Annotated in this window: 18 protein-coding genes; 9 read left to right on the top strand and 9 right to left on the bottom strand. The window is 47.9% G+C overall.

Annotated elements, in window-relative coordinates; translation table 11 throughout:
• Positions 1-200 precede the first annotated feature (200 nt).
• On the bottom strand, positions 201-1,253 hold the full coding sequence (locus tag GC178_12045) for an OmpA family protein (protein ID MBI1288296.1): 1,053 nt from the start codon (positions 1,251-1,253) through the stop codon (positions 201-203).
• Between the two features lie 152 nt (positions 1,254-1,405).
• On the opposite strand from GC178_12045, the gene GC178_12040 reads away from it, so the two are divergent.
• Complete coding sequence (locus GC178_12040; protein ID MBI1288295.1) at positions 1,406-2,116, top strand: hypothetical protein; 711 nt, start codon at positions 1,406-1,408, stop codon at positions 2,114-2,116.
• Positions 2,117-2,273: 157 nt separating this feature from the next.
• On the opposite strand, the gene GC178_12035 is transcribed toward GC178_12040, so the two are convergent.
• The 7 genes from GC178_12035 to porU all read right to left on the bottom strand — a co-directional run bounded on the left by GC178_12035 (position 2,274) and on the right by porU (position 11,462).
• Positions 2,274-2,735 (bottom strand): hypothetical protein, encoded by a 462-nt coding sequence (locus GC178_12035; GenBank protein MBI1288294.1) that lies wholly within the window; start codon positions 2,733-2,735, stop codon positions 2,274-2,276.
• Between the two features lie 65 nt (positions 2,736-2,800).
• Entirely contained in the window at positions 2,801-4,072 is a 1,272-nt protein-coding gene (locus GC178_12030; GenBank protein ID MBI1288293.1) for a pyruvate dehydrogenase complex dihydrolipoamide acetyltransferase, read from the bottom strand.
• Between the two features lie 4 nt (positions 4,073-4,076).
• Positions 4,077-5,072, bottom strand: coding sequence for a pyruvate dehydrogenase (acetyl-transferring) E1 component subunit alpha (gene pdhA / locus GC178_12025; GenBank protein ID MBI1288292.1), 996 nt, complete (start codon positions 5,070-5,072; stop codon positions 4,077-4,079).
• Between the two features lie 93 nt (positions 5,073-5,165).
• A complete protein-coding gene (locus GC178_12020) occupies positions 5,166-5,654 on the bottom strand; it encodes a cytidine deaminase (protein ID MBI1288291.1) in 489 nt (162 codons plus the stop codon).
• 21 nt (positions 5,655-5,675) lie between these two features.
• Complete coding sequence (locus GC178_12015; protein MBI1288290.1) at positions 5,676-6,152, bottom strand: 2-C-methyl-D-erythritol 2,4-cyclodiphosphate synthase; 477 nt, start codon at positions 6,150-6,152, stop codon at positions 5,676-5,678.
• Positions 6,152-7,447, bottom strand: coding sequence for a type IX secretion system outer membrane channel protein PorV (gene porV / locus GC178_12010; GenBank protein MBI1288289.1), 1,296 nt, complete (start codon positions 7,445-7,447; stop codon positions 6,152-6,154). The genes GC178_12015 and porV overlap by 1 nt, the downstream gene beginning before the upstream one ends.
• Before the next feature lie 49 nt (positions 7,448-7,496).
• Positions 7,497-11,462, bottom strand: a complete 3,966-nt coding sequence (gene porU, locus GC178_12005) for a type IX secretion system sortase PorU (protein ID MBI1288288.1) — start codon at positions 11,460-11,462, stop codon at positions 7,497-7,499.
• A gap of 179 nt (positions 11,463-11,641) precedes the next feature.
• On the opposite strand from porU, the gene GC178_12000 reads away from it, so the two are divergent.
• The 3 genes from GC178_12000 to murF all read left to right on the top strand — a co-directional run bounded on the left by GC178_12000 (position 11,642) and on the right by murF (position 15,540).
• Complete coding sequence (locus tag GC178_12000; protein MBI1288287.1) at positions 11,642-12,622, top strand: type IX secretion system membrane protein PorP/SprF; 981 nt, start codon at positions 11,642-11,644, stop codon at positions 12,620-12,622.
• Between the two features lie 61 nt (positions 12,623-12,683).
• Positions 12,684-14,162, top strand: coding sequence for an SUMF1/EgtB/PvdO family nonheme iron enzyme (locus GC178_11995; GenBank protein ID MBI1288286.1), 1,479 nt, complete (start codon positions 12,684-12,686; stop codon positions 14,160-14,162).
• A gap of 64 nt (positions 14,163-14,226) precedes the next feature.
• On the top strand, positions 14,227-15,540 hold the full coding sequence (murF, locus tag GC178_11990) for a UDP-N-acetylmuramoyl-tripeptide--D-alanyl-D-alanine ligase (GenBank protein MBI1288285.1): 1,314 nt from the start codon (positions 14,227-14,229) through the stop codon (positions 15,538-15,540).
• Here murF and GC178_11985 read toward each other — a convergent pair.
• Positions 15,537-16,679, bottom strand: coding sequence for an acyl-CoA dehydrogenase (locus GC178_11985; protein MBI1288284.1), 1,143 nt, complete (start codon positions 16,677-16,679; stop codon positions 15,537-15,539). The genes murF and GC178_11985 overlap by 4 nt on opposite strands.
• 106 nt (positions 16,680-16,785) lie before the next feature.
• On the opposite strand from GC178_11985, the gene GC178_11980 reads away from it, so the two are divergent.
• The 5 genes from GC178_11980 (at position 16,786) to GC178_11960 (ending at position 23,033) form a co-directional block, all read left to right on the top strand.
• Entirely contained in the window at positions 16,786-17,859 is a 1,074-nt protein-coding gene (locus tag GC178_11980; GenBank protein MBI1288283.1) for an anhydro-N-acetylmuramic acid kinase, read from the top strand.
• A 75-nt stretch (positions 17,860-17,934) separates the two neighbouring features.
• On the top strand, positions 17,935-19,197 hold the full coding sequence (locus tag GC178_11975) for an amino acid dehydrogenase (protein ID MBI1288282.1): 1,263 nt from the start codon (positions 17,935-17,937) through the stop codon (positions 19,195-19,197).
• Between the two features lie 3 nt (positions 19,198-19,200).
• Positions 19,201-20,499, top strand: a complete 1,299-nt coding sequence (locus GC178_11970) for a sodium:proton antiporter (protein MBI1288281.1) — start codon at positions 19,201-19,203, stop codon at positions 20,497-20,499.
• A gap of 160 nt (positions 20,500-20,659) precedes the next feature.
• Positions 20,660-21,895 carry a DNA (cytosine-5-)-methyltransferase gene (gene dcm, locus GC178_11965; GenBank protein MBI1288280.1) on the top strand — a complete coding sequence of 412 codons (1,236 nt, stop codon included), beginning with the start codon at positions 20,660-20,662 and terminating at the stop codon, positions 21,893-21,895.
• A gap of 460 nt (positions 21,896-22,355) precedes the next feature.
• Positions 22,356-23,033: a MotA/TolQ/ExbB proton channel family protein gene (locus GC178_11960; protein MBI1288279.1), complete on the top strand. Its 678-nt coding sequence runs from the start codon at positions 22,356-22,358 to the stop codon at positions 23,031-23,033.
• Positions 23,034-23,079 lie beyond the last annotated feature (46 nt).

Raw genomic sequence — 23,079 nt, 5'->3', positions numbered from 1 at the left:
TATAACAGGAAGAGACCACACCTGAGCCTGAATATGAAAACACCTAACTTCATACACCAAAGAACCCTGCCCGATATCGGGCAGGTTCTTCCAAAAATCAACAGTAAAAACCTGTCAACTTATTTTAGGACGACTCAAAACAGCAAATTCTCAGGTGCCCTGTTTCAGGTTTTTGTAGGTTACGCCTTTCGCAAGCTTCGCTAATTCTGCTCCAAAATCTGGAACAGTTCGTTCAGTTTAGGCGTGATGATGATTTCCGTCCTGCGGTTCTTGGCGCGAGCCTCTTTTGTGTCAGCAGGGTCAAGCGGCATGTATTCTGAACGGCCTGCGGCTGTGAGTTGCTGCGGATCGATCTCGCTATTCTCGGTAAGGATCTTCACAATGGACGTGGCTCGTTTTACCGAAAGATCCCAGTTATCGGTCACGTTTCCGTTACCGCCATACGGAACGTTATCTGTGTGGCCTTCTACGAGAATGCCCACATCGGGCTGTGTCTGAAGCACTTTCCCAAGTTTCATCAGCGCCTCTTTTCCTTTGGCATCCACCACCCAACTGCCCGATTTGAATAACAACTGCTCTTCAAGCGAAACGTAAACTTTACCGTTCTTCTGCTCCACGGTCAAACCTTGATCCTGAAAGCCCAAAAGCGCATTGGTGATCTTGTTTTTGAGAGCCGTTACTGCGCTGTCTTTTCGCGCAAGCACACTTTCCAACTCATTGATGCGCTGACCGCGTGCCATGAGTTGTACACGTTTGTCCTCCAATTCTTGGCGCGATCGATCCAACTCCTGACGTATGTTGTCCAGATTTCCTTCCTTTTTCATCAGCGTGAGTTCCAACTCGCGAAGCTCATCCTCGCGTGCGAGAATGTCGTTTCGGGCATCCTGCAACTCACGCGTCAGCTTCTTTACATCGGCCGCGTTTCCTTCGCGAAGCTTGCCCATCTGCTCCAGCAGGTCGTTGTAATTGGCGTTGATCTTTTTGTTTTCGGCCTTTGCCTTTTTCAGTTCGGCCGCAAGCGAAGTGGTGTCTTCCTTCAGTTGCTTCAGCTGCGTTTCGTACTTGGCAACCTTGTCATTCAGGTCGGTCTCAATGGCTTTCAGGTCGATGTTCTCTGCCTTAAGGCGTGCTCGCTCTTCTTCGGCCATGGCGCGTGCCGCCACTTCTTCCTTGTACCGCTTTTCGGCCACGCACGAGGAAAGGACGATGGCCAAGATCAGAAAATGGAAAATGCTTTTTGCAGAACAGTACATGGTCGGTTGTTTGAACTTCAAAATTACCCGCGCAAGAGCCGAATTGAGTTGGAATGGTGGCGTATCATCAACACGAACATGTTAATTTCGGGAGGCAACATTCGTCAACGAATTGTCGTTTTATCGTTAAACTGGTTCTAAATTTTGGTGAGATGGCGAAGCTGAGCAAAGACTGGCTGTTTGAGAAGCACATCAACCTGGAATACAAGTCGTATGTGCTGCTGGCATATCTGCAAGATGTGTGCAATGCATTTGAGGTGAACCGACTTTACCCGCATTTGGCGGAACTGGTGGCGCACTACAATGCGCTGGTGAACATCAAGGCAGAACACGAACGTTTGGAACATCATTTCCCGAAGGAGTTGAAATCCATCCGACCCAATTTCCAATTGGAGTATGAGAAGATGGGAAGACCCGAAACGCTGGATGAGATCGTGGAGATTATCGACTATGCCATTCCGTTGTTGGAAAAGCACGTGAAGAACGGACAGGCCATTTATGAGGAGATCGAAAAAACCGTTCATGTCCGCTCGGTCGGGTTGTTGCCGCTGCACACAGATGAGGGTTATCTGCTGGTGATGAACGGCAACGAACCTCAAACGCAGATCTACAACTTCAGCATTACCATTTTCGAGAACCCGCGTGGGAAGTACCGTGCCATTCACACTTCGTTCTTTGCCGATTACCGGAGAACGCTTTCCAACACTCCTGAACAGATAAAACTGGAACTGATCCGAAGCAATCGCAAACTGCCCAACCCTGTAACGCTGACCGTTGAAAGCGAACAGGTGCTTCCTTTTGCCGAAACACTTCTGCCGATCGCCAAGCGTTCGGTTGTGAGGTATTTGGGTAGCACTTCATAGGTTCTGTCTAAAAATACTGCGGCCCCGCTTTCGCAGAGCCGCAGCCAAACCAAATGAAAAATCCACTACCAGAACCGTAGTTCCGAAAGCTTATACCGAAAGTAGTCCGTTATGTTTCAGGCAATTGCCAATTTGATCTAAAATCTCTTAACGGTTCTCACCAAGAAACGTCAAAAAATCCTTCTGTAACAGACCGTGTTTCGGTTTGGCTGTCGTTGGAAGCGGTGAGCTCGAACGTGCCCGTTATGCGCTTGCCTGTCAGATCCAAGGAAGTGACATTCAGTGTTCCTGGATTATTTCCATTTGAACGGAACTGATCGCCTCCGTTATTGCTCCATCGCCACGTATTCGAAGCATTCAAAGGAATGGTGCCAAGGCTATCAACCACGATGTCCAGTTTCATCTCGCCATAAAGGTCATTGTTCAACGGATTGGCCACCCGTGTTGCCTGTATGTAAAAGTTGTTTCCGCCCGAAACGGTTACTTCGATGAGTTCTTTTGTGGCGATAAACTCCTTGCCATCAATCTTACAGTGAAACGGAGAATCGTCAAATTTTTCCTTCTTGCAGCCAGAGAAGGTCAAAGCTGCCATCAGAAATACAGATAGAGTTGCTTTCATGATAAATGAATTGGTTGAAGTACAAACCAACTCAATCACGAAAACGTAGGCTTACGTTGATCTACCTAAATTGAGTACGAACCCAAAAGCAGTACGGGATTTTCCATCAGCTTTTTGAACGTCTGAAGGAATCTGGAACCTGTCGCTCCATCAACCACGCGGTGATCGCACGAAAGTGTCACTTTCATCACGTTTCCAGGCACGATCTGGCCATTCTTCACAACGGGAACTTCCTCAATGCCGCCAACGGCCATAATACAACTATCAGGCGGATTGATAATAGCCGTGAATTCATCAATACCGAACATGCCCAGATTGGAAACGGTGAACGTGTTTCCTTCCCAATCTTTCGGTTGAAGTTTTTTATCGTTGGCACGAAGGACAAAATCCTTCACTTCGCTGGAGATCTCGGTCAATCGTTTGGTATCTGCAAAACGCACCACGGGAACCAGTAATCCTTCTGGAACCGCCACGGCCACACCAACATGCACATGGCTGTTGTAGCGAATGAAATCGCCCATCCAGGCCGCATTTACCTGCGGATGCTGCTTGAGCGCCACCGCACAGGCTTTGATCACAAGGTCGTTGAAAGAAATTTTGGAAGACGAAACGCTATTGATGGAATCGCGCGCATCGATCATCGCGTCCATATCAATCTTCATGGTGAGGTAGAAGTGAGGCGCGGTGAACTTGCTTTCGGCCAGTCTGCGGGCAATGGTCTTGCGCATTTGCGAAATTTCCACATCGCGATGGCTTTCCACGGCATTGGCCGCAAATGGTCCGTGGTTGGTAAATGCCTCCACATCGCGTTTCACAATTCTTCCACCATCTCCCGAACCCGGGATCCGATTGATATCGTAACCTTTTTCCTCGGCAAGCCTTTTTGCCAACGGAGAAGCTTTCAATCGGCCATTTGCAGAAGGCTGTGAAACGGCAACCGTTGAAGCGACTGCTGCAACCGCTGGTTTCGGTTCCGGTTTTTCCTCCACTTTGGTTTCGGCTGGTTGAGGTTCTGGTTTCTTGTCCTCCGCTGGTTCTTCTTTTTTAGCCTCCGTCTTTTTCGCTCCTTCTTCTTTCAGAATGGCTTTGATGTCCTCGCCTTCTTCGCCAATAATGGCCAGAATGGAATCAACAGGTGCTGCCTTTCCTTTCTCCACACCAATGTGAAGCAATACGCCATCGTAAAACGATTCGAATTCCATCGTGGCCTTATCCGATTCGATCTCTGCCAGAATCTCACCCGAACTCACTTTATCTCCCACTTTCTTATGCCACTCGGCCACCACGCCTTCGGTCATGGTGTCGCTCAACTTGGGCATTCTGATCACTTCTGCCATCGCTCTAATCTTTTATGAAAGGATAATCGGCCTGCGTATAAACGTCTTCGTATAACTCGTTTGCATCAGGAAATGGCGATTCCTCGCTGAACTTGACGCACTCGTCCACTTCCGCTTTTACCCGTTCTTGAATCGCTTCCAGTTCCTCGTCCGAAGCGTATTTGTTCTTGATGATGATGTCAAGCACCTGCTGGATCGGATCCTGTTTCTTGTATTCCTCCACTTCTTCCTTGGTACGATACTTTGCTGGATCGGACATGGAGTGACCCTTGTAGCGGTAGGTCTTCATTTCCAGCAGCGTTGGCCCTTCGCCTTTACGGGCGCGGTCGGCCGCTTTTTTCACGGCTTCGTAAACTGCTTCTACGTCCATACCGTTCACATGCTCGCTGGGCATTTCGTAGCCATGGCCGAGGATGTAAAGGTCTTTCACGTTCGAAGTACGCTCTACCGAGGTTCCCATCGCGTAGTTGTTGTTCTCGATAATAAAAATGACGGGAAGTTTCCACGTCATGGCCATGTTCAGGGCTTCATGAAACGCACCTTGTCGCACCGCACCATCGCCCATGAATGTGAGGGTAACGTTCTTATTTCCACGATACTTGTCTGCGAACGCGATTCCCGCACCGAGCGGAATCTGGCCTCCCACAATTCCATGGCCTCCGAAGAAATTATTCTCCTTGCTGAACATGTGCATGGAGCCGCCTTTGCCTTTCACAATGCCCGTTTTCTTTCCAAAGAGTTCTGCCATTACTTCTTTGGCAGGAACGCCCAAAGCAATAGGATGTACGTGATCGCGGTAGGCTGTGATCACTTTATCGCCTTTTTCCATGGCCTCGCGGCTTCCCGCAAGCACGGCCTCTTGGCCAATGTAGAGGTGGCAGAATCCGCGGATCTTCTGCTGGATGTAAAGCTGCCCCGCCTTTTCCTCAAACTTGCGCCAAAGCAGCATTTCCTCGTACCAGTTCAGGTACATTTCCTTACCAAATTTCTTCTTTGCCATGAACTACCCTTTATCCAAATGTAGAAGTCGGAGTTAAAGGTAAGCGGGCATTTTCGACATTCCAATCGGTAACCGAAATGATGCGGAAGTTGTTCAGGAATTCTTCAAGTAGTCGGCCTCGAACCCGAACGGAAGCAGTGATGCCGCATCTTCAAAGATCCAAACCTTATCTGACTGACTTGCAAGGATAAGTCGGATGGGTGACTGCTGTTTGTGCTGATATTCCATGATTACTTGACGGCAGTTTCCGCATGGGGAAAGAGGATTGACAATCGCACTTTTAGCAGTGTTCACTGTGATTGCCATTGTTTCTATCCGCTCATTCGGGTAGTTGGTTGATGCCGAGAAAATGGCAACCCGCTCAGCACACAGACCCGATGGATAGGCCACATTTTCCTGATTGGTGCCAAGAACGGTTGTGCCGCTTTCCAATCGGAGCGCAGCGCCCACATAAAATTGCGAATAAGGCGCGTAGGCGTTCTTTGACGCGTCCTCCGCCAGCTTCAGAAGCTCTGCATCAGCAGCATTCAGCTCCGACCTTGTAAGTGAGATTCCTTTTATGACCAGTTTGAACTCTTCCATCTCTGTTTAAGAAGCAAGGTATTACTTCTGAATGAGAACCGTGGCAAAGGCGGCAACGCCTTCCTGTCTGCCAACAAAACCGATCTTTTCAGATGTGGTGGCTTTGATGGAAACTGCGTCTTCGTCCACCTTCAAGATCTTTGCAAGAATCGCTTTCATGTCATCAATATGCGGATTGACCTTCGGTTTTTCGAGTACCACCGTTGAGTCCACATTTCCTACCGAGTAGCCTTTTTCTTCCAGCAGTTTCACTACATCGCGGAGCAGAATTTTGCTGTCGATGTTCTTGTAATCAGAAGATGTGTCTGGGAAATGAAAACCGATGTCGCGTAGATTGGCGGCACCGAGCAGTGCATCACAGATTACATGAATCAGCACATCAGCATCTGAATGACCGACTGCACCAAGTTCAGATGGAATCAACTTTCCTCCCAGCCAAAGTTCTTCGCCTTTGGCCAATTGGTGCACATCGTAGCCGAAACCGACTCTAATGGTCATTATTCTGGCTTTTCGTCCCGCTCCTTGTTCTGTTTCCGGAAGGCCTCGAAGTCGAATGTGAGTGTGAAACGCAATGTATTCTGAAGAGGGTTCTGCTGCTTGGTCGGAATCAAGTAGGCAAAATCCAACCCGAATACATTGTATCGGATTCCGGCTCCCACGGTAAAGAACTGCCTGTTTCCTTTGGTCCAGTTCTCGTAGAAATATCCGGCACGGATGGCGAACAATTTATTGTACCAATACTCCATACCTACCGCCATATTGATCTCACGAAGCTCTTCTGCGCTTCCTCCAGGTGCATCGGCAAACGACTGGAACATGCCTGCTGGCACGCTTACATTCGGGTTTTTTCCCGCTATGATGTTTCCATAATTCGGATTGGCGTTTGCCGGATTCCCGATCTGCCCGATGGAGTCTCCCGGAGGCAGCGAGCCATCGATGTATGGGTTATTGTCGATTTTCGGTGGTGTTGGCACCATCAGTTTGTTGATGTCGTAGAACACACCGATCGTGTTTCGGTCATCGATCCAATACTTGAATCCGACACCGAAACGGAAGTTGATGGGAAGGAAATCTTCCTGTGCCGTCTGCGTGTAACGCATTTTCGATCCGATATTGGAGATGTTCAAACCAGCGGTGATCTGCGTTTTCTTGCCAGCGATCTTCACTCGCTCTGTTTTGTAGGTGAACGAAATATCCGCAGCACCTGCCATTCCGGGACGCGTGTTGGCACCGCCAACGTTGATGCCTCCTGTAAGGTTTGAGTAGATATAACGCAGGGAGATTCCTCCTGAGAATTCCTTCGAAAGTTTTCTGGCGTAACTCAGGTCAATGGCAAACTCGTTCGGGTTGAAGTTTCCGATGGTATTCCCATTATTATCGGTGAATGTGATATTGCCGAGAGAGAAATAGCGCAACGAACCGGAAAGCGTCTGCATGCCTTTCTTACCGATCTTGCCATATCCTGAAAGGTATGCCAAGTTGATATCCGGCACCAAGGCACGCAACCAAGGCGTATAAGACAGGGAAAATCCCATCTTGTTGTCAATGAATGCCATTTTGGACGGGTTCCAATGAATAGAAGCACCATCTGGATCTGTGGCTGCACCAACTTCGCCCATGGCACCAGAACGGGCATCCGGGGCGATCATTAGAAATGGCACTGCCGTGGTGATCGTATTGAGCTGCAGGTCTCCGTTCTTACCGCTACCCGACTGAAATGTCTGGGCTTTTGCGTTTACTGCAAACAGCGCGAAGAGGGAAAAAATCGCGGCTGCTGTTCGGAATTTCAACATCCTTTCTTTTTTGAGGGCTGCAAATATAGCCATGTTGTGTTTTAATCAATCAATTGAGGATGACCAACCGCTCGATCTGCTCGGCATGCTGTCCATCTGGTGTTGTTACTTTTAAATTATACAGGTACACGCCACGACCGATCTTCTGACCGTAATCGTCCAAGCCGTCCCATTCAATCGGGTCGTTTCTAAATCCACTTGAAAGCACAGTTTCACTTATCGTTTTCACCAGTTTGCCCGAAACCGTGAAGATCTGCACTTGCACGTCCAAACTGTTGCAAGGCTGATTGTGCTCAAACATGAACGAGGTTCTCGTTGTAAACGGATTCGGATAGTTGAGCACGTGTTCCAGAGCAAGATCGGCCGATTTGGCCACCACGAATTCCGTGTAGGCATCCGAACTGTTGTTGTAAACGTCCCACACCTTCAGTTTCAGATTGTGCGTTCCTTCGCTCAGGTTGCTGAACGGATAAACCACTTTTCCGCTTTGATAACTATCCAGATCGGATTGGTAAAAATCATTCAGGTTCAGGGTCGAAGTAGTATTGTCATCCAGCACAGCTGTGATGTCATGTCCGATTCCGTTTCCTACCGTGTTGATCCCGTTCGTGTCAGATACAACCGCATAAAGTGACGGGTTCTCATCGGTTGTTCCGCCATAGGCGAAGCTTTCGTTGTTCATATATAAACGCACCGTTGGGCCAACGCCATCAACAACAGCACTATCGTTCGAACCACCGATAACGAATTCTTCATAATAACCGTTGGCGTTGGTATTGTTGCCTTCTGCGTAATAGCTGATGCGGCCAAAATCGTAGTTGTACGAAATGTCTCGCGGCACCACGAAGGAGAAGGAGAAATTACCATCTGTAACGCTTGCTTTACCTTTATATATAAGGTTCTTCTGTACCGTAAACTGTCGAACGTTGGAAGCCGGGTCGTTGGCCAATGTGCTTACCACGGAGGCCTTGTCGAACACGGTCGGATAGACCACTCCGTTGAACTCTGGCATCGGTTGTCCGTTTCTGTTTTGCATTGTACCGGTCACAGTAACGAGCTGAAGCGCATTTATTGTATCGGTCACAGAATTTATATCATCTCCGTTAATGGTCAGGGTTTCCACCTTATGCAATGGAAAGGAAAGCCGCTGCGCAGGATCGCCCATCAGCGAGAAGTTCCGGTTGTTGACCGAGCCACCGCTGGCCACCTTCGTCATCCGGATCACATCGCCCATGGTCGGTGGTCCCCATTGCTGTTCCACCAAAAGGTTGAGGTAGAAATTCTTGTTCAACGTAAAATTGGGAGCCGAATACACCAAGCGCGATGTAGTGAAAAGCGCAATTCCGCCTCCATTCGGATTCAGGAGAACCCACTCACCTGCGGATATCCGTTCCGGATCGTCATAGCGTGTGAACTCGCAAGTGGCCGTTACAAAAACGGGAAGGTTATCGATGTTCGTCCATCCGGTAATGTCCGAAACGCCAAGTACCCGCTCGTGTGCCCAACCGAGTTCTCCACCATGTCCGGTATAATTAAGGATGAGCGCTCCGCGCTGAACTGCCGTGTTGATGGCCGTTGTCACCTCAGGATAACGTTGGCCACCTGGTGTCGATTCCTCCACGTAAGCATCAAAATAGATCTTGGTGAGATTATACTCAGGATACATCGTATCGACCATGGTTGCCAGCTGATCTGCCTGATTGATGTGCATGTTGCTGTCTTCATCATCCGCAATGAAAACGATGCGATTGCGCCAATCTGGCGTGTTGGTGGTACCGTTGGTTCCGTCACAGCAGTTCGCGTTTGTGTTGACCGATGCAATTAATAGTTCATCATACCTATATATCTTATCTACAATGGCGCGCGCATCATCCAGCGTTCTGGCCACAAACCGGCCCACGCCTATGTCCAAAGCATCATTTGCAGATGAGGTCCACTCACCTTCATCGGGGTCAAGCAGGCCATAATAATCGTCAGATGCATAACTGATGGTGGGTGTCAACGATTCGGGCGATTCGTAAGTAGGAACGTAATTGGTGTTGTCGGCCAGAATGTCCTTGTAGTCATACGATGCATCACCAAAAAGAAGCAGGTAACGGGGAAGGTCTTCCCATGAATTGCTCCTATCATAGAACATTTTCACGAAGTCGCGGATGGCCGAGACATCTTGTGCACCTGAAGAAAACTCATTGAAGACCTGTTCGGGAGTGACGATATGCACCGACAATGGACTTGTTTCGCTCTGCTGATGAAAATCGGCCAATCGCTGTGCCTCGCTCAAAAAATCAGGGTGCGATATAATGATCATATTGGCCTGATCAAGTCCATGCAAGTTCTGATTCGGAACCGATCCGACCAATTCTGGTGTTAAAAAGCTGTTGCCATTAAAGGCCACAAACTGTCGTAGCGAATCCGTCTCCACTTTAAAACTTGCCACACTTCCTTGCAAACTCATATCTCTTCTCGAAACATTGGTAGGATCGGTCACTTCCCAAATCTTCAACGCGCCATTTGCATTCGAGATTTTGAAATCTGTGATGTTTCCAACTCCGACCGTTTCCAGGTTTCGGAATGCCATCTGTCCTCCTGCCATCGAAAGATTCCGTTTCAGAATGATCTCAATGTAATCCAACCAGCCTACCGCACTGGCATTACCTGCTTTATAATAGGTGATGTTAACATTTGTATTTCCCGAGGAAAATGAAACGGGTACGCAATCCCTACCGGGTATGGCGACCGAATCATACCCTCCATTCACTCTGCTCAGCGTATGTTGCGAAACAACGCTGGTCCCATTGACTTTCACAGAATAGGCTGTTCCGGAAGTAGATGATTGCCCGATGAAACGCACAGAAAGATAACCTTGCTCGTTGGTCACATTCGAAAAACCGAAGTCGAATGCGTATGAAGTTTGGATGTCGAATTCTTCACCATACCAATCACGACCAGATTTGAGGAGATTGACATTATCCGTTTCGTGGAACTGATAATCCGTAAATGTTGTGGCCGTATTGGTAGCAGATCCAGAAGCCTGTACTACGGTTTCCACGCGTCTTCCCATACCTCGGTCTACCGTAATGAAGTAATACGCCTTATCTGAATAGGCATTGAATATATGGCGGAACTTGCCACAGCTTGTAGTGTCTTCAACCCAAGTGTGCGGTCCTTTCGCATAGAAAATAATGTAATCGCCTTGGTCAAAGCTTCCATCCGCCTCACCCACAACTTCAATGGCATTCTGCTGCAGGTCATCATGTCTGAAAATGTCATTCGGCTGAGGAAGCATTCCGCCTCCATTACCATATATATTGATACGTCTTGGATCGATGGAATTCACGTCCATTCCCAACGTCTGAAGGTCATCGTATGTAATGCGGTAGATCCCGTCCTGCGAAACACCCAGTTTATACCAGTTTCCGACCGCAAGCACAGAAGATGAAGCATAATCATGCGTGGCGGTTAATTTCCTTGCTGCAAGCGGTTTTGGGCTGGTGTTCAACTTGTAGGAGACCACCTTTTCAATTTGCCCTGTTTGAGGGTTCTTTCTTAAAGGTATGAACGACACCCGCGAGTACGATTGCTTGCGCTCGGTGTAATCATCAACCTTAACTGAGATGGCAGAAGGAACCGAAAGTCCTTCCAACGCTTTCATCTCATCCATGCTCACAGACTCAAAAACCAAGTTTGAAAGCGTAGCGGTTACAGTTGCTTGGCGTGATGACCGAATATTATTGACCACATACGGAAGGGATGTATCATCTAAATAAATGGCCCCCTCAAACATCAAGTAATGACGAGTGGAACCATCATATTTCACTTCAGTTACAGGATCGGTCCAATTGATGGCTTCACCATCAGCAATTCGGCCAACAGCGGCCTGTCGTTTGTCGATCTGCCTCACCTGACCAAAAGTTACAATCGAGCAAAGGACACCTATACCTATTAATGCGAGCGTTTTTTTCATTCGGGCAGAAACGATTTTATTCGGTTTGGACAGCATAAAAGCCGAAATCATAATAATATTGCCTGTCAATTCGTTAAAGCCTCAAACTTAACGCAAGATCAGGAAACAGCGGCTGAACGAACGGGGTTCAAAAATATTGCAGAAAAACAATCATTTTGATCGACTTTGTTGCTGGCAAATCCAAACTAAATTTATTCGTATTATTGTCCTTTAAATTTCAAAAAACCAGAATGCTGAAGCGGTTTTTCGTTGCCTTCGTGTTGGTATTTGTAGGGACTTGGTCGGTCAATGAAGCAATAGCTCAGGATCCTCAGTTTACGCAGTTCTACGCCAATCCCATCTATTTGAACCCTGCTTTTGCCGGTTCTAAAAGATGTCCGCGCGTCATTATGAACTACCGTAACCAATGGCCAGCTATTTCCGGGACCTTCGTCACCTACAGTGCGTCTTTCGATATGGATGTGAATGCCCTTCATGGGGGTCTTGCGGGACACTTTATGGCAGACCGCGCTGGAGAAGGGACGTTAAATAGTTTTCAGGGAAGCCTTATTTATGCATATCGCATGAATATTTCCCGAAAATTCTCTCTGAGGATCGGGGCTCAGGCTACAGTCATGCAACGTAGCATCAACTGGAACAAGTTGACCTTCGGTGATATGATCGATCCGCGTTATGGGTTTGTTTACCCAACGCAAGAGGTTCAACCAAATACGAACAAAATTTTTGCAGATTTCTCGGCCGGTATCATCGGTTACACCGAGAATTTCTTCATCGGGTTTTCGGCAAACCACTTGACGCAGCCCGATGAAGGTTTTGCAGGTTACAGCAAGCTTCCGGTGAAGTTTACTGGCCATGCGGGTTACACATTTTACTTCGGTAGAAGACGGGAGCAGGATAAGAAGTGGGCATTCTCTCCGAACATCCTCTATCAGCACCAGCAGGATTTCCAGCAGATCAATTATGGTTTCTACTTGGCGAAGAGCTTTATGGTGGGAGGTATCTGGTTTCGTCAGAGTTTCAACAATCCTGATGCATTCATTGTACTCATCGGATTCCAGCAAGGAGCGTTCAAGTTCGGTTACAGTTATGACGTAACTGTATCGTCCCTGACGAACAATACCGCTGGATCTCACGAATTTTCGCTCGGATTGCAGTTCGGCTGTAAGAAACCGAAGAAGAAATTCAGAGCCATCGACTGCCCATCGTTCTGATACAATAACGTAACCAAGAGTTCGTTTTTACGTTTATAGCACGTTTCGAAACACAAGAATCATGAAGACAATTAAGTTCAACAGTCTCAAATTCATAGGCGTTTTTGCGCTGGCTTCCCTGTTTTTGGGTGCTTGCCAAAAAGACCGTTCCAACACAACAGGTTGGAATGTGAACGACCCGAAAAATGGCGGTTTTGAAGTAGCACCTTGGGAGGGTCAGGAAACTGGTCCCGGCCTCGTGTTCATCGAAGGTGGTACATTCACCATGGGCCGCGTGGAGCAGGATGTCCGTTACGATTGGGACAACATTCCAAGAAGGGCCACGGTTTCTTCCTTCTATATGGATGAGACAGAAGTAACGAACGTTGATTACCGTGAATATCTGTACTGGTTGACACGCGTTTTCTATGCGAGTTACCCAGAAGTTTATAAGCGCGCGCTTCCTGATACACTTGTTTGGAGAAGCAAGCTTGGTTTCAACGAACCTTATGTTGAGTTGTATTTGCGTCATCCTGCTTACAACTATTACCCTGTAGTTGGTGTAAACTGGTTGCAAGCGAATGATTACTGTGCTTGGAGAACGGACCGTGTGAACGAGATGATCATGATCCGTGAGGGAATCCTCAGAACGAACCCGAATCAGGTGGATGAGGACAACTTCAACACGGATGCATATTTGGCAGGACAGTACGAAGGTCTTGTCCGTTCCGATCTGTTGGACCTTGATCCGAACAAAGACACACGTAAGGTGCGTATTGAGGACGGTATCATGCTTCCTCGCTACCGACTCCCAACAGAAGCAGAGTGGGAATTTGCGGCCCTTGGGCTTATCGGAAACACCGTTTTCGAGCGTGTGACCGAAAGACGTCTTTATCCTTGGAATGGCGCGTACATGCGAAATGCTGACGATCGCTACAAGGGTGAAATGATGGCCAACTTCAAGCGTGGAAAAGGTGATAACATGGGTGCTGCGGGTTACTTGAATGACCGTGCCAACATTCCAACCGATGTCATGTCTTACTGGCCAAACGATTACGGTCTTTACTGCATGGCAGGAAACGTGAATGAGTGGGTGAAAGACGTTTACCGTCCGTTGAGTATGGAAGATGATGACGACTTCAACATGTTCCGTGGTAACGTTTTCAAAACGCAACTCCGTGAGGAAGAAGGCGAGATCGCAGAGAAGGACAGTCTTGGTCGCATCATTTGGAGAGACGTGACCGAAGAAGAGAACACCCAGCGTAGAAACTACAAGAAGGCTGACAACATCAACTTCTTGGATGGCGATTATGCATCATCGATCTTCTACTCAAACGATGAGTACAACACAGGTGGTACCAAGGCTGACAAGCGTATGTATGAGTGGGGCGCAACCTCGCTTATCAACGATGAAGCGCATGTTTACAAAGGAGGTTCTTGGAAAGACCGCGCTTACTGGCTGGTTCCTGGAACAAGACGTTTCTTGGATGCCAAACAATCAACTGATGATATCGGCTTCCGATGCGCCATGCACAGAGTCGGTTCTCAGACAATGGACTAACGATATTTCATAACTCACACAAAAGCCCGAACCATAACTGGTTCGGGCTTTTTATTTTTCACCCATGGAAATTTCCGAACTACACCATTTATATAAGGAACATCCGGTCATTTCAACGGACAGCCGTAAAATCACCGAAGGGTGCATCTATTTCGCGTTGAAGGGAGAAACGTTTGATGGAAATGCTTTCGCTGTGGACAGTTTGCAAAAGGGCGCAGCTTATGCGGTGGTTGACGATGCTTACCTGCCAGATGTCAAAGGCCTCATCAAAGTTCAGAACGGACTGAAGACCCTACAAGACCTATCCTCTTACCATCGACATCAATTCGATATTCCCGTTATCGGAATTACAGGTTCAAATGGCAAAACCACCACAAAGGAATTGATGCATTCGGTATTGAGTCAAAAGTTCAGCGTGCTGGCGACTGCGGGGAATTTCAATAATCACATCGGAGTGCCACTTACGTTATTTCGTTTAAGGCCTGAGCATGAAATTGCCATTATTGAAATGGGCGCCAGCAAGCAAGGCGACATCAAAGAACTGTGTGACATTGCCGATCCGAACTATGCGCTCATCACCAACATTGGGAAGGCACATTTGGAAACAATGGGTGGTTTGGAAGGTGTGCTGAAGACCAAAACGGAACTGTTCGACCACATTAGAAAGCATGGTGGCAAACTGCTGGTGCACAGTTGCGATAAACTGTTGATGCAGAATGCCAGCAAAGATGCCTCATTCCTGTACGGAGCATTGCCAACAGATGATGTTCAAGGTCAGATTGTACGCGATGGAAACCTTGTCTCTGTGCAATGGAAACGAAAGGTGAATGAAGGAACATTGGATGATGCGCCAGTTGTTAAAACCAACCTTACTGGAACTTACAACCTTCCAAATATAATGGCGGCTGTTGCGACTGGAATCGTTTTCGGTCTGACCGATGAAGAAATAGCCAGAGGCATTTCCAGCTACGAGCCTTCGAACAACCGTTCGGAGGTTCGAAAAAAAGGAAGCAATACATTCATACTTGACGCCTACAATGCCAACCCGAGCAGTATGGAAGTGGCCATCAACAATTTAGTTGGTTCGGAAGGTGAGAACCATTCGGTGATTTTGGGCGAAATGCTTGAAGTTGGTCCGACAAGCGAAGAAGAGCATCGCAACATCTGCGAACGCTTGACTTCATTGAAGTTGAAAACAGTCTGTCTGGTCGGAAAGGAATTCAATCAGTTCAAAAACGATTTTCCATTCCATTTCTTCGAAAATGTAGATCTATTGAACGAATGGTTGAAAGACCATCCGTTTGATAACGAAACCGTCCTAATCAAAGGTTCGCGAGGAAATAAACTGGAAAAAGCAGCGGAACTGCTTCTTGCTTAGTCTTTCGTAACAGCTCTTGAAATCACAATCTTCTGAACCTCAGAAGTTCCTTCGTAGATCTGCGTGATCTTTGCATCGCGCATCAAACGCTCAACGTGGTATTCTTTCACGTAGCCGTAACCACCATGAACCTGAACTGCCTCAATGGTGGTTTCCATCGCCACTTTAGAAGCGTAGAGTTTTGCCATAGAACTTGAAAGGTCGTAGTTCAAACCTTGGTCTTTCTGCCAAGCTGATTTATAGATTAACATCCTCGCGGCTTCAATCTCGGTGGCCATATCTGCCAACTTGAACTGAATGGCCTGATGCTGATTGATGGTCTTCCCGAACGCTTTGCGCTCTTTTGAATACGCCAATGCCAGCTCATACGCACCTTGCGCAATTCCAAGTGCCTGTGCAGCAATACCGATTCGTCCACCCGAAAGTGTCATCATGGCGAATTTGAACCCGAAGCCGTCTTCACCGATTCTGTTTTCCTTCGGCACTTTCACATCTTGAAACATCAACGAGTGCGTGTCAGAAGCACGGATTCCGAGTTTATCCTCTTTCGGTCCAACCGTAAATCCTTCCATTCCCTTTTCTACGATAAGAACGTTGATTCCTCGGTGACCTTTGTCCGCATCCGTCTGCGCGATCACCAAGTAAGTTGAAGCATTTCCACCGTTTGTGATCCAGTTCTTGGTGCCGTTCAATAGATAATGGTCGCCCATATCAATGGCCGTGGTGCGCTGCGAAGTTGCATCTGAACCAGCCTCTGGCTCAGAAAGCGCAAATGCTCCAAGTTTTTGGCCTGTCGCCAACGGAACGAGATATTTCTGTTTCTGCTCTTCGGTCCCGTATTTCTCCAATCCCCAATTCACCAACGAGTTGCAAACACTCATACAGACCGAAGCCGAATTGTCGATCTTCGAAAGCTCCTCCATGGCCAACACATACGAAATGGTGTCCATGCCGCTGCCGCCATACTTCGGGTCAACCATCAAACCAAGGAAACCGAGTTCGCCCATTTTTTTCACCTGCTCGTGCGGGAATTCCATCTTCGCATCGCGCTCAATAACACCTGGCAACAGTTCGCTCTGCGCAAAATCGCGAGCGGCCTTCTGTATCATCAATTGCTCTTCTGTCAACTCAAATTTCATCTCAGATCTGCTTTGGTGAGCGGCAAATGTAATTTATTGAAGTTATATGCATTGGCCACGGATGCACAGATTTTCTCAGATTTGACGCAGAATAAGAATCGGTAAAATGAAACTCAGTCGCATCACAGCTATTGGAATCATGTCGGGTACATCGCTTGACGGCCTCGATCTATGTTTGGCTGAGTTCGATTTCGATGGAAAATGGGGTTTCAGAATCATCCACGCTGATTGCGTGAATTACAATGAACATTGGCGAAAGAAACTCGCCACGGCACATAATCTGTCTGATGAAGAACTGCGACAATTGCATGTTGAGTTTGGCCAATTCATTGGAGAAAATGTGAACTCATTTCTGCAAAAGAATCAACTGGCAAAACCGGAACTTGTTTGCTCGCACGGCCACACGGTTTTTCATCAGCCTGAAAACGTAATCACCGTTCAAATTGGTGATGGACGAATCATTGCTGACATTACAGGAATTACCTGCGTAAATGATTTCCGTTCACTGGATGTTTCGTTGGGCGGACAAGGCGCGCCACTCGTTCCAGTTGGAGATGAATTGCTCTTTTCTGAATTTGATGCGTGCCTGAATTTGGGCGGTTTTTCCAACATCAGTTTTAAGGAAGATGGCGAAAGACGTGCATTCGACATTTGCCCTGTGAATATCGTTCTGAATGAACTGGCAAACCGACTTGGCCATCCGTTTGACCACAACGGAGAACTCGCCCGATCAGGAAAACTGAACGAAGCACTTCTTGACCGACTGAACAGTCTCGACCTCTATAAAGAGGATATCCGTCCATCGTTAGCGCGCGAATGGGTTGAAACTGTCGTCACCCCACTCTTAAAGGAATCCAGTCTAACTGAAGTGGATCTGATGCGAACATTTGTGGAACATGTCGCGATTCAGATCGCTCGCGTGGTTGAAAGAAAGGCACCAGGCGGAAGGGTTCTGGTAACTGGCGGTGGCGCGTACAACTCATTCTTGATGGAAAGAATGAACGCCTACTGTTTGGCCGATCTCATCATCCCCGACAAGCAGACCATTGAGTTTAAGGAAGCGTTGATCTTCGCTTTCTTGGGCGTTCTTCGAGTAAATGATGAGACAAATGTGCTTCGTTCCGTGACGGGCGCTTCGCGCGATTCGTGTTCGGGAACCGTTTATCAACCAACAATTTAAGGGTCATTTTTACTGACAATTGCAGGATTGATTTTCTCTTACATTTGCGCGGAATTTTGAGCGTACCCACGCACCTTGAAAGAGCTTCTTAGAAAATACGAGGAGACCGACCCCGAGATCATTTTTGAATGGAATGACCGCGAGACCGAAGCACGCGGATGGGTTGTCATCAACTCGCTGCGTGGTGGAGCTGCAGGTGGCGGCACGCGCATGCGGAAAGGGCTCGATAAGAACGAGGTTGTTTCGTTGGCCAAGACCATGGAGATCAAGTTCACGGTGAGTGGACCTGCCATCGGTGGTGCCAAATCTGGTATCGATTTCGACCCAAGCGACCCGCGCAAAAAAGGCGTTCTGGAACGGTGGTACAAAGCCGTTTCACCCATTCTAAAGAACTACTACGGAACGGGTGGAGACATGAATGTGGATGAGATCCATGAAGTGATTCCGATCACAGAGAGTTTCGGCATCTGGCATCCACAGGAAGGCATTGTGAACGGGCATTTCAATCCTACCGAAGCAGAGAAGATCCGTAAGATCGGGCAGCTGCGAAATGGTGTTTCCAAGGTTTTGGAAGACCCGAATTACTGTCCTGATGGACCCACGAAATACCGCGTGGCGGATATGATCACTGGTTTCGGTGTGAGCGAATCTGTGAAGCACTTCTACTCCATTTTCCGCAACGAATCGTTGGAGGGAAAGCGCGTGATCGTGCAGGGTTGGGGAAATGTTGCATCGGCCGCGGCCATGGAATTGGCACATGCTGGTGCGCGCATCGTTGGAGTCATTGACAAGGATGGTGGCCTGATCAGCGAATCGGGCTTCGGGTTGGAAGAGGTCAAGAATCTCTTCATCAACCATAAAAAAGGCAATAAACTGGAAGTTGATAGCATGCTGAGTTTCGATGAGGTGAACAGCCGCATTTGGGACGTGAATGCCGATGTTTTCATTCCAGCAGCAGCTTCGCGATTGGTAACTGCCGACCAGCTGAACCGCCTTGTAAAGGCGGGTCTGAAAACCATTTCGAGCGGAGCCAATGTTCCGTTTGCGGATAAGGAGATCTTCTACGGCCCGATCATGAGTCAGGCAGATGATCAACTGAGCCTCATCCCCGATTTTATTGCCAACTGCGGTATGGCGCGGGCGTTTGCATTCCTGATGACCTACGAAGACAAGGATCTGACGGACGATGCCATCTTCAGCGATACATCGAAAACCATTTACAAGGCACTTAAAAAGGTGCACGAAAAGAATTCATCACTCCTTAACGTGAGCAATACTGCCTTTCAGTTGGCGCTGGAGGAGTTGCTCGAACATCATCCACAACAAGAAATACACTAACCAATGGAAATCGTTCTTACCGCAATTTTTGTTCTCGGCTATCTGGCCATTACACTCGAACACTCGCTTAAAGTTGACAAGCTCATCCCGGCACTGAGCATGATGGCACTGCTTTGGGCGGTGATAGCGTTGGCGCACGTTCCCGTTTTTGAAATCGAAGATGGCCTTGTACCTGTTCACATGGACGATATGCTGTTGCACCATCTTGCCAAAACAGCCGAAATCCTGGTGTTCCTGATGGGTGCCATGACCATTGTTGAGATCACCGACCACTTTAACGGTTTCGGTGCCATCAAGCAATTTGTGAAGACGAAAAAGAAGACCACGCTGCTGTGGATCATGGGAATCCTTTCGTTCGTGCTTTCTGCAGTGATCGACAACCTTACAGCGACTATCGTACTCGTAACCATCCTTAAGAAACTCGTTGACAAACAGGAAGACCGCATGTGGTACGCAGGTCTTATCATCATCGGTGCGAATGCTGGAGGTGCTTGGTCACCTATTGGCGATGTGACCACCACCATGCTCTGGATCGGCAACAAGGTGACGAGTGCCAAACTGATCGAGCATCTGTTGTTGCCATCATTCCTATGCATGGCGGTTCCAACGTTCATCGCCACGCTGCTTCCTGTTTTCAAAGGCGATTTGCAAGTTCCAGAATCGGATGCCGATGAAAAACCAGCTGACCTTAGCATGTTGCTTTTGGGATTGGGCGCCATTGTATTTGTTCCGGTCTTCAAAACGATTACACACCTGCCTCCTTACATTGGCATGATGCTCGGACTGGCCGTTGTTGCCACGGTTGCAGAAATCAGAAGTCATTTGGCCTTTACCATGTCTGACGCTGTGACGCACCACAGCCCGGTTCACAAGTCGCTTTCACGCATCGAAATGCCAAGTATCCTTTTCTTCCTCGGTATTCTGATGGCGGTGGCTGCGCTGGAAAGTGCAGGAATGATCTTCGAACTTGGTGAGAGTGTGCGAAACGCTATTCCAGACGACATTTTCGTAGTGCTCCTTGGAGTTGGTTCGGCCATTATCGATAACGTTCCGTTGGTAGCTGCCAGCATGGGAATGTTCCAGTTGCCAACGGATCACCACATTTGGCATTTCATTGCCTTCTCAGCAGGGACAGGCGGAAGTATGCTCATCATCGGTTCTGCTGCGGGCGTTGTGGCCATGGGAATGGAGCGCATCAGCTTCGTATGGTATCTGAAAAAGATCGCGTGGATGGCCGCTGTCGGGTTCTTGGTAGGCTGTGGTGTTTTCATGCTACTGGTTGATTTCCTTTTCGGAGTCTGACCTCCCCAACCCCTCCTTTTCGGGAGGGGAATATTCTTCACATTAAGCTCTCAATATCCCACCAATTCTCCCCCTTGAAAGGGGGAGTGGCCGAAGGCCGAGGGGGTCAAACTGAATCAACCATTTTGATCCAATTTAATGGCAACATATCTTTGGTGCGATGAGCATCAGGGTTGTTGAGCTTTTTGCGGGTGTTGGTGGTTTCCGATTGGGATTGGAACAGGCCAGTTCCGAATTCAATGTGGTTTGGAGCAACCAATGGGAACCGAGCACCAAAAAGCAACATGCCAGTTTGGTTTACGAAAGCCGTTGGCCGAATGCCAATCACACAAATGCCAACATTGAGGAGATCGTTGAACACGATTTTGAGCAGATTCCAGACCATGACCTTTTGGTCGGAGGATTTCCATGCCAGGATTATTCGGTAGCAACAACACTAAGAAACTCAAAAGGATTGCGAGGTAAGAAAGGTGTGCTTTGGTGGAGTATTGAAGCCATTTTGCGCAGGAAAGGAAGTGATTGTCCGAAGTATTTGATGCTTGAAAACGTGGATCGCCTGTTGATTTCGCCCAAATCGCAACGTGGTCGTGATTTTGCCATTATGCTTTCATCATTGAATGCGTTGGGTTATGCGGTTGAATGGCGTGTGATCAATGCCGCTGAATACGGAATGCCGCAGCGAAGAAGACGGATTTTCATCCTTGGCTATCACCGTTCGACTGAAATTTACAAGCAGATAAAAGCCGCCAAAACCGAATGGTTGACCAAAACTGGAGTGGTTGCAACTGAATTTCCTGTGAAAGAAACCTCGCAGAAACCGTTTTCGGATAAACTTGAATCTGACCTGACAACGATTTCTGATGAGTTCAATAAAGACGGAAAACTATCTCCGTTTCAGAATACGGGTTTAATGATTGATGGTCAGTTTTGGACGCTGAAAACTGAAAGCGATTATAAAGGAGAAGAAAAGGTTCTGGAAGAAGTTCTTGTTCCGAATTCTGAAGTTCCGAAGGAGTTTTTCATCAGTAAGGCTGAACTGAAAAGTTGGGAGTTCCAGAAAGGTGCCAAGAAGATTGAGCGTACCAACAGCAGCGGCCACACCTATTCGTATGCGGAAGGTGGAATGAACTTCCCTGACCTGTTAAATAAACCATCTCGCACCATCATTACAGGCGAAGGCGGCAAAACGCCATCACGGTTTAAACATGTGGTACTGAAAGACGGCAAATACCGCAGACTTGTACCAAAAGAGTTGGAGCGACTCAATATGTTCCCAGACGACCACACCAAACTGGAAGGAATTACTGACCAAAAGCGCGCATTCTTTATGGGAAATGCGCTGGTTGTTGGAATTGTGGAGAGGCTTGGGCGTCAACTGGCAGCGCGGATTAGTTAATGTCATTCCGAGCGGAGCTTGCGTAGCCGAGGAATCTATTTCCAAGACATGAGATTTCTCCACTCCCTTCGGTCGGTCGAAATGACAGCCGCGGTTCGCTTGCGTTAAGGATTACGGGCAACGCCCGTGAGGTGCTTCGCAGTTGCAGCGGCATCCTTTTTTGTCTTTCACAAAAAAGATACAGGGGAAAGCCCGACCGCGCTATTGTAGGCTTCGTGAGCCTCAGCCTACGGTCACGCGCGGGAACGCCCTGATCAATTATGTCTCAATTTTGAAAAATGCGCGTGCTGAAAGGCCCGATTTCGTACTTGGATTGCATACTAAAGCTAACATGTCGGTGTTTATAAATGGAAATCGGGTCAACCAAGCCAGCATGCATCTTTGATACTTTCGGTACGAGCACACTTTACCTCAACTTTTAATCTTGACACACATGAATCTGTTGTTCATAACCACAGCAATGGCGCAAGGAACCGTAGAAGTTCCAGAACAGGCGGGAGAAGAAAAAACGCTATCGATACTGGAGCTGATGACCTCTGGCGGATTGGGCGGCCAGATAATTATGCTTGCGCTGCTCGTGCTGAGCGTAATTGCCATCTACATTTTTGTGGAACGATTCCTCACCATTCGCAAGGCGGGAGAAGAGGACGCTACCTTTATGAGCGCGCTGAAAGACAGCATTAGCAAGAGCGATCTTTCTACCGCCAAAGCGCTTTGCATTAAGACGGATAGCCCTGTTGCGCGTATGCTCGAAAAAGGGATTTCACGTATTGGCCGACCGCTGCACGACATTACGGAAGCCGTTGAAAACGTGGGCAAACTGGAAACCTACAAATTGGAGAAGAACCTGGCCACGTTGGCTACCATTTCGGGTGCCGCGCCAATGATCGGTTTCCTTGGAACGGTTATCGGGATGATCCTCGCTTTCCACGAAATGGCAAATGCTGGCGGACAGGTGAATGTGGAAATGCTGGCAGGCGGTATTTACACGGCCATGACAACCACGGTTGCGGGTCTTGTAGTGGGAATTATGGCGTACTTGGGTTACAACATCCTTGTGGCCAAGGTGGAGAAAGTGGTTTTCAAGATGGAAGCGCGCTCTACTGAGTTCATCGACCTGCTGCACGAGCCAGCATGATCAATTCTTCATTATTTATGATAGTTCGTCTTTTATGTATAAGCAA

It is taken from the genome of Flavobacteriales bacterium (assembly GCA_016124845.1).
In the GTDB taxonomy this organism is placed as follows: domain Bacteria; phylum Bacteroidota; class Bacteroidia; order UBA10329; family UBA10329; genus UBA10329.
The sequence above is the reverse complement of the archived record's forward strand: the minus strand, read 5'-3'. Positions and strand labels throughout refer to the sequence as shown.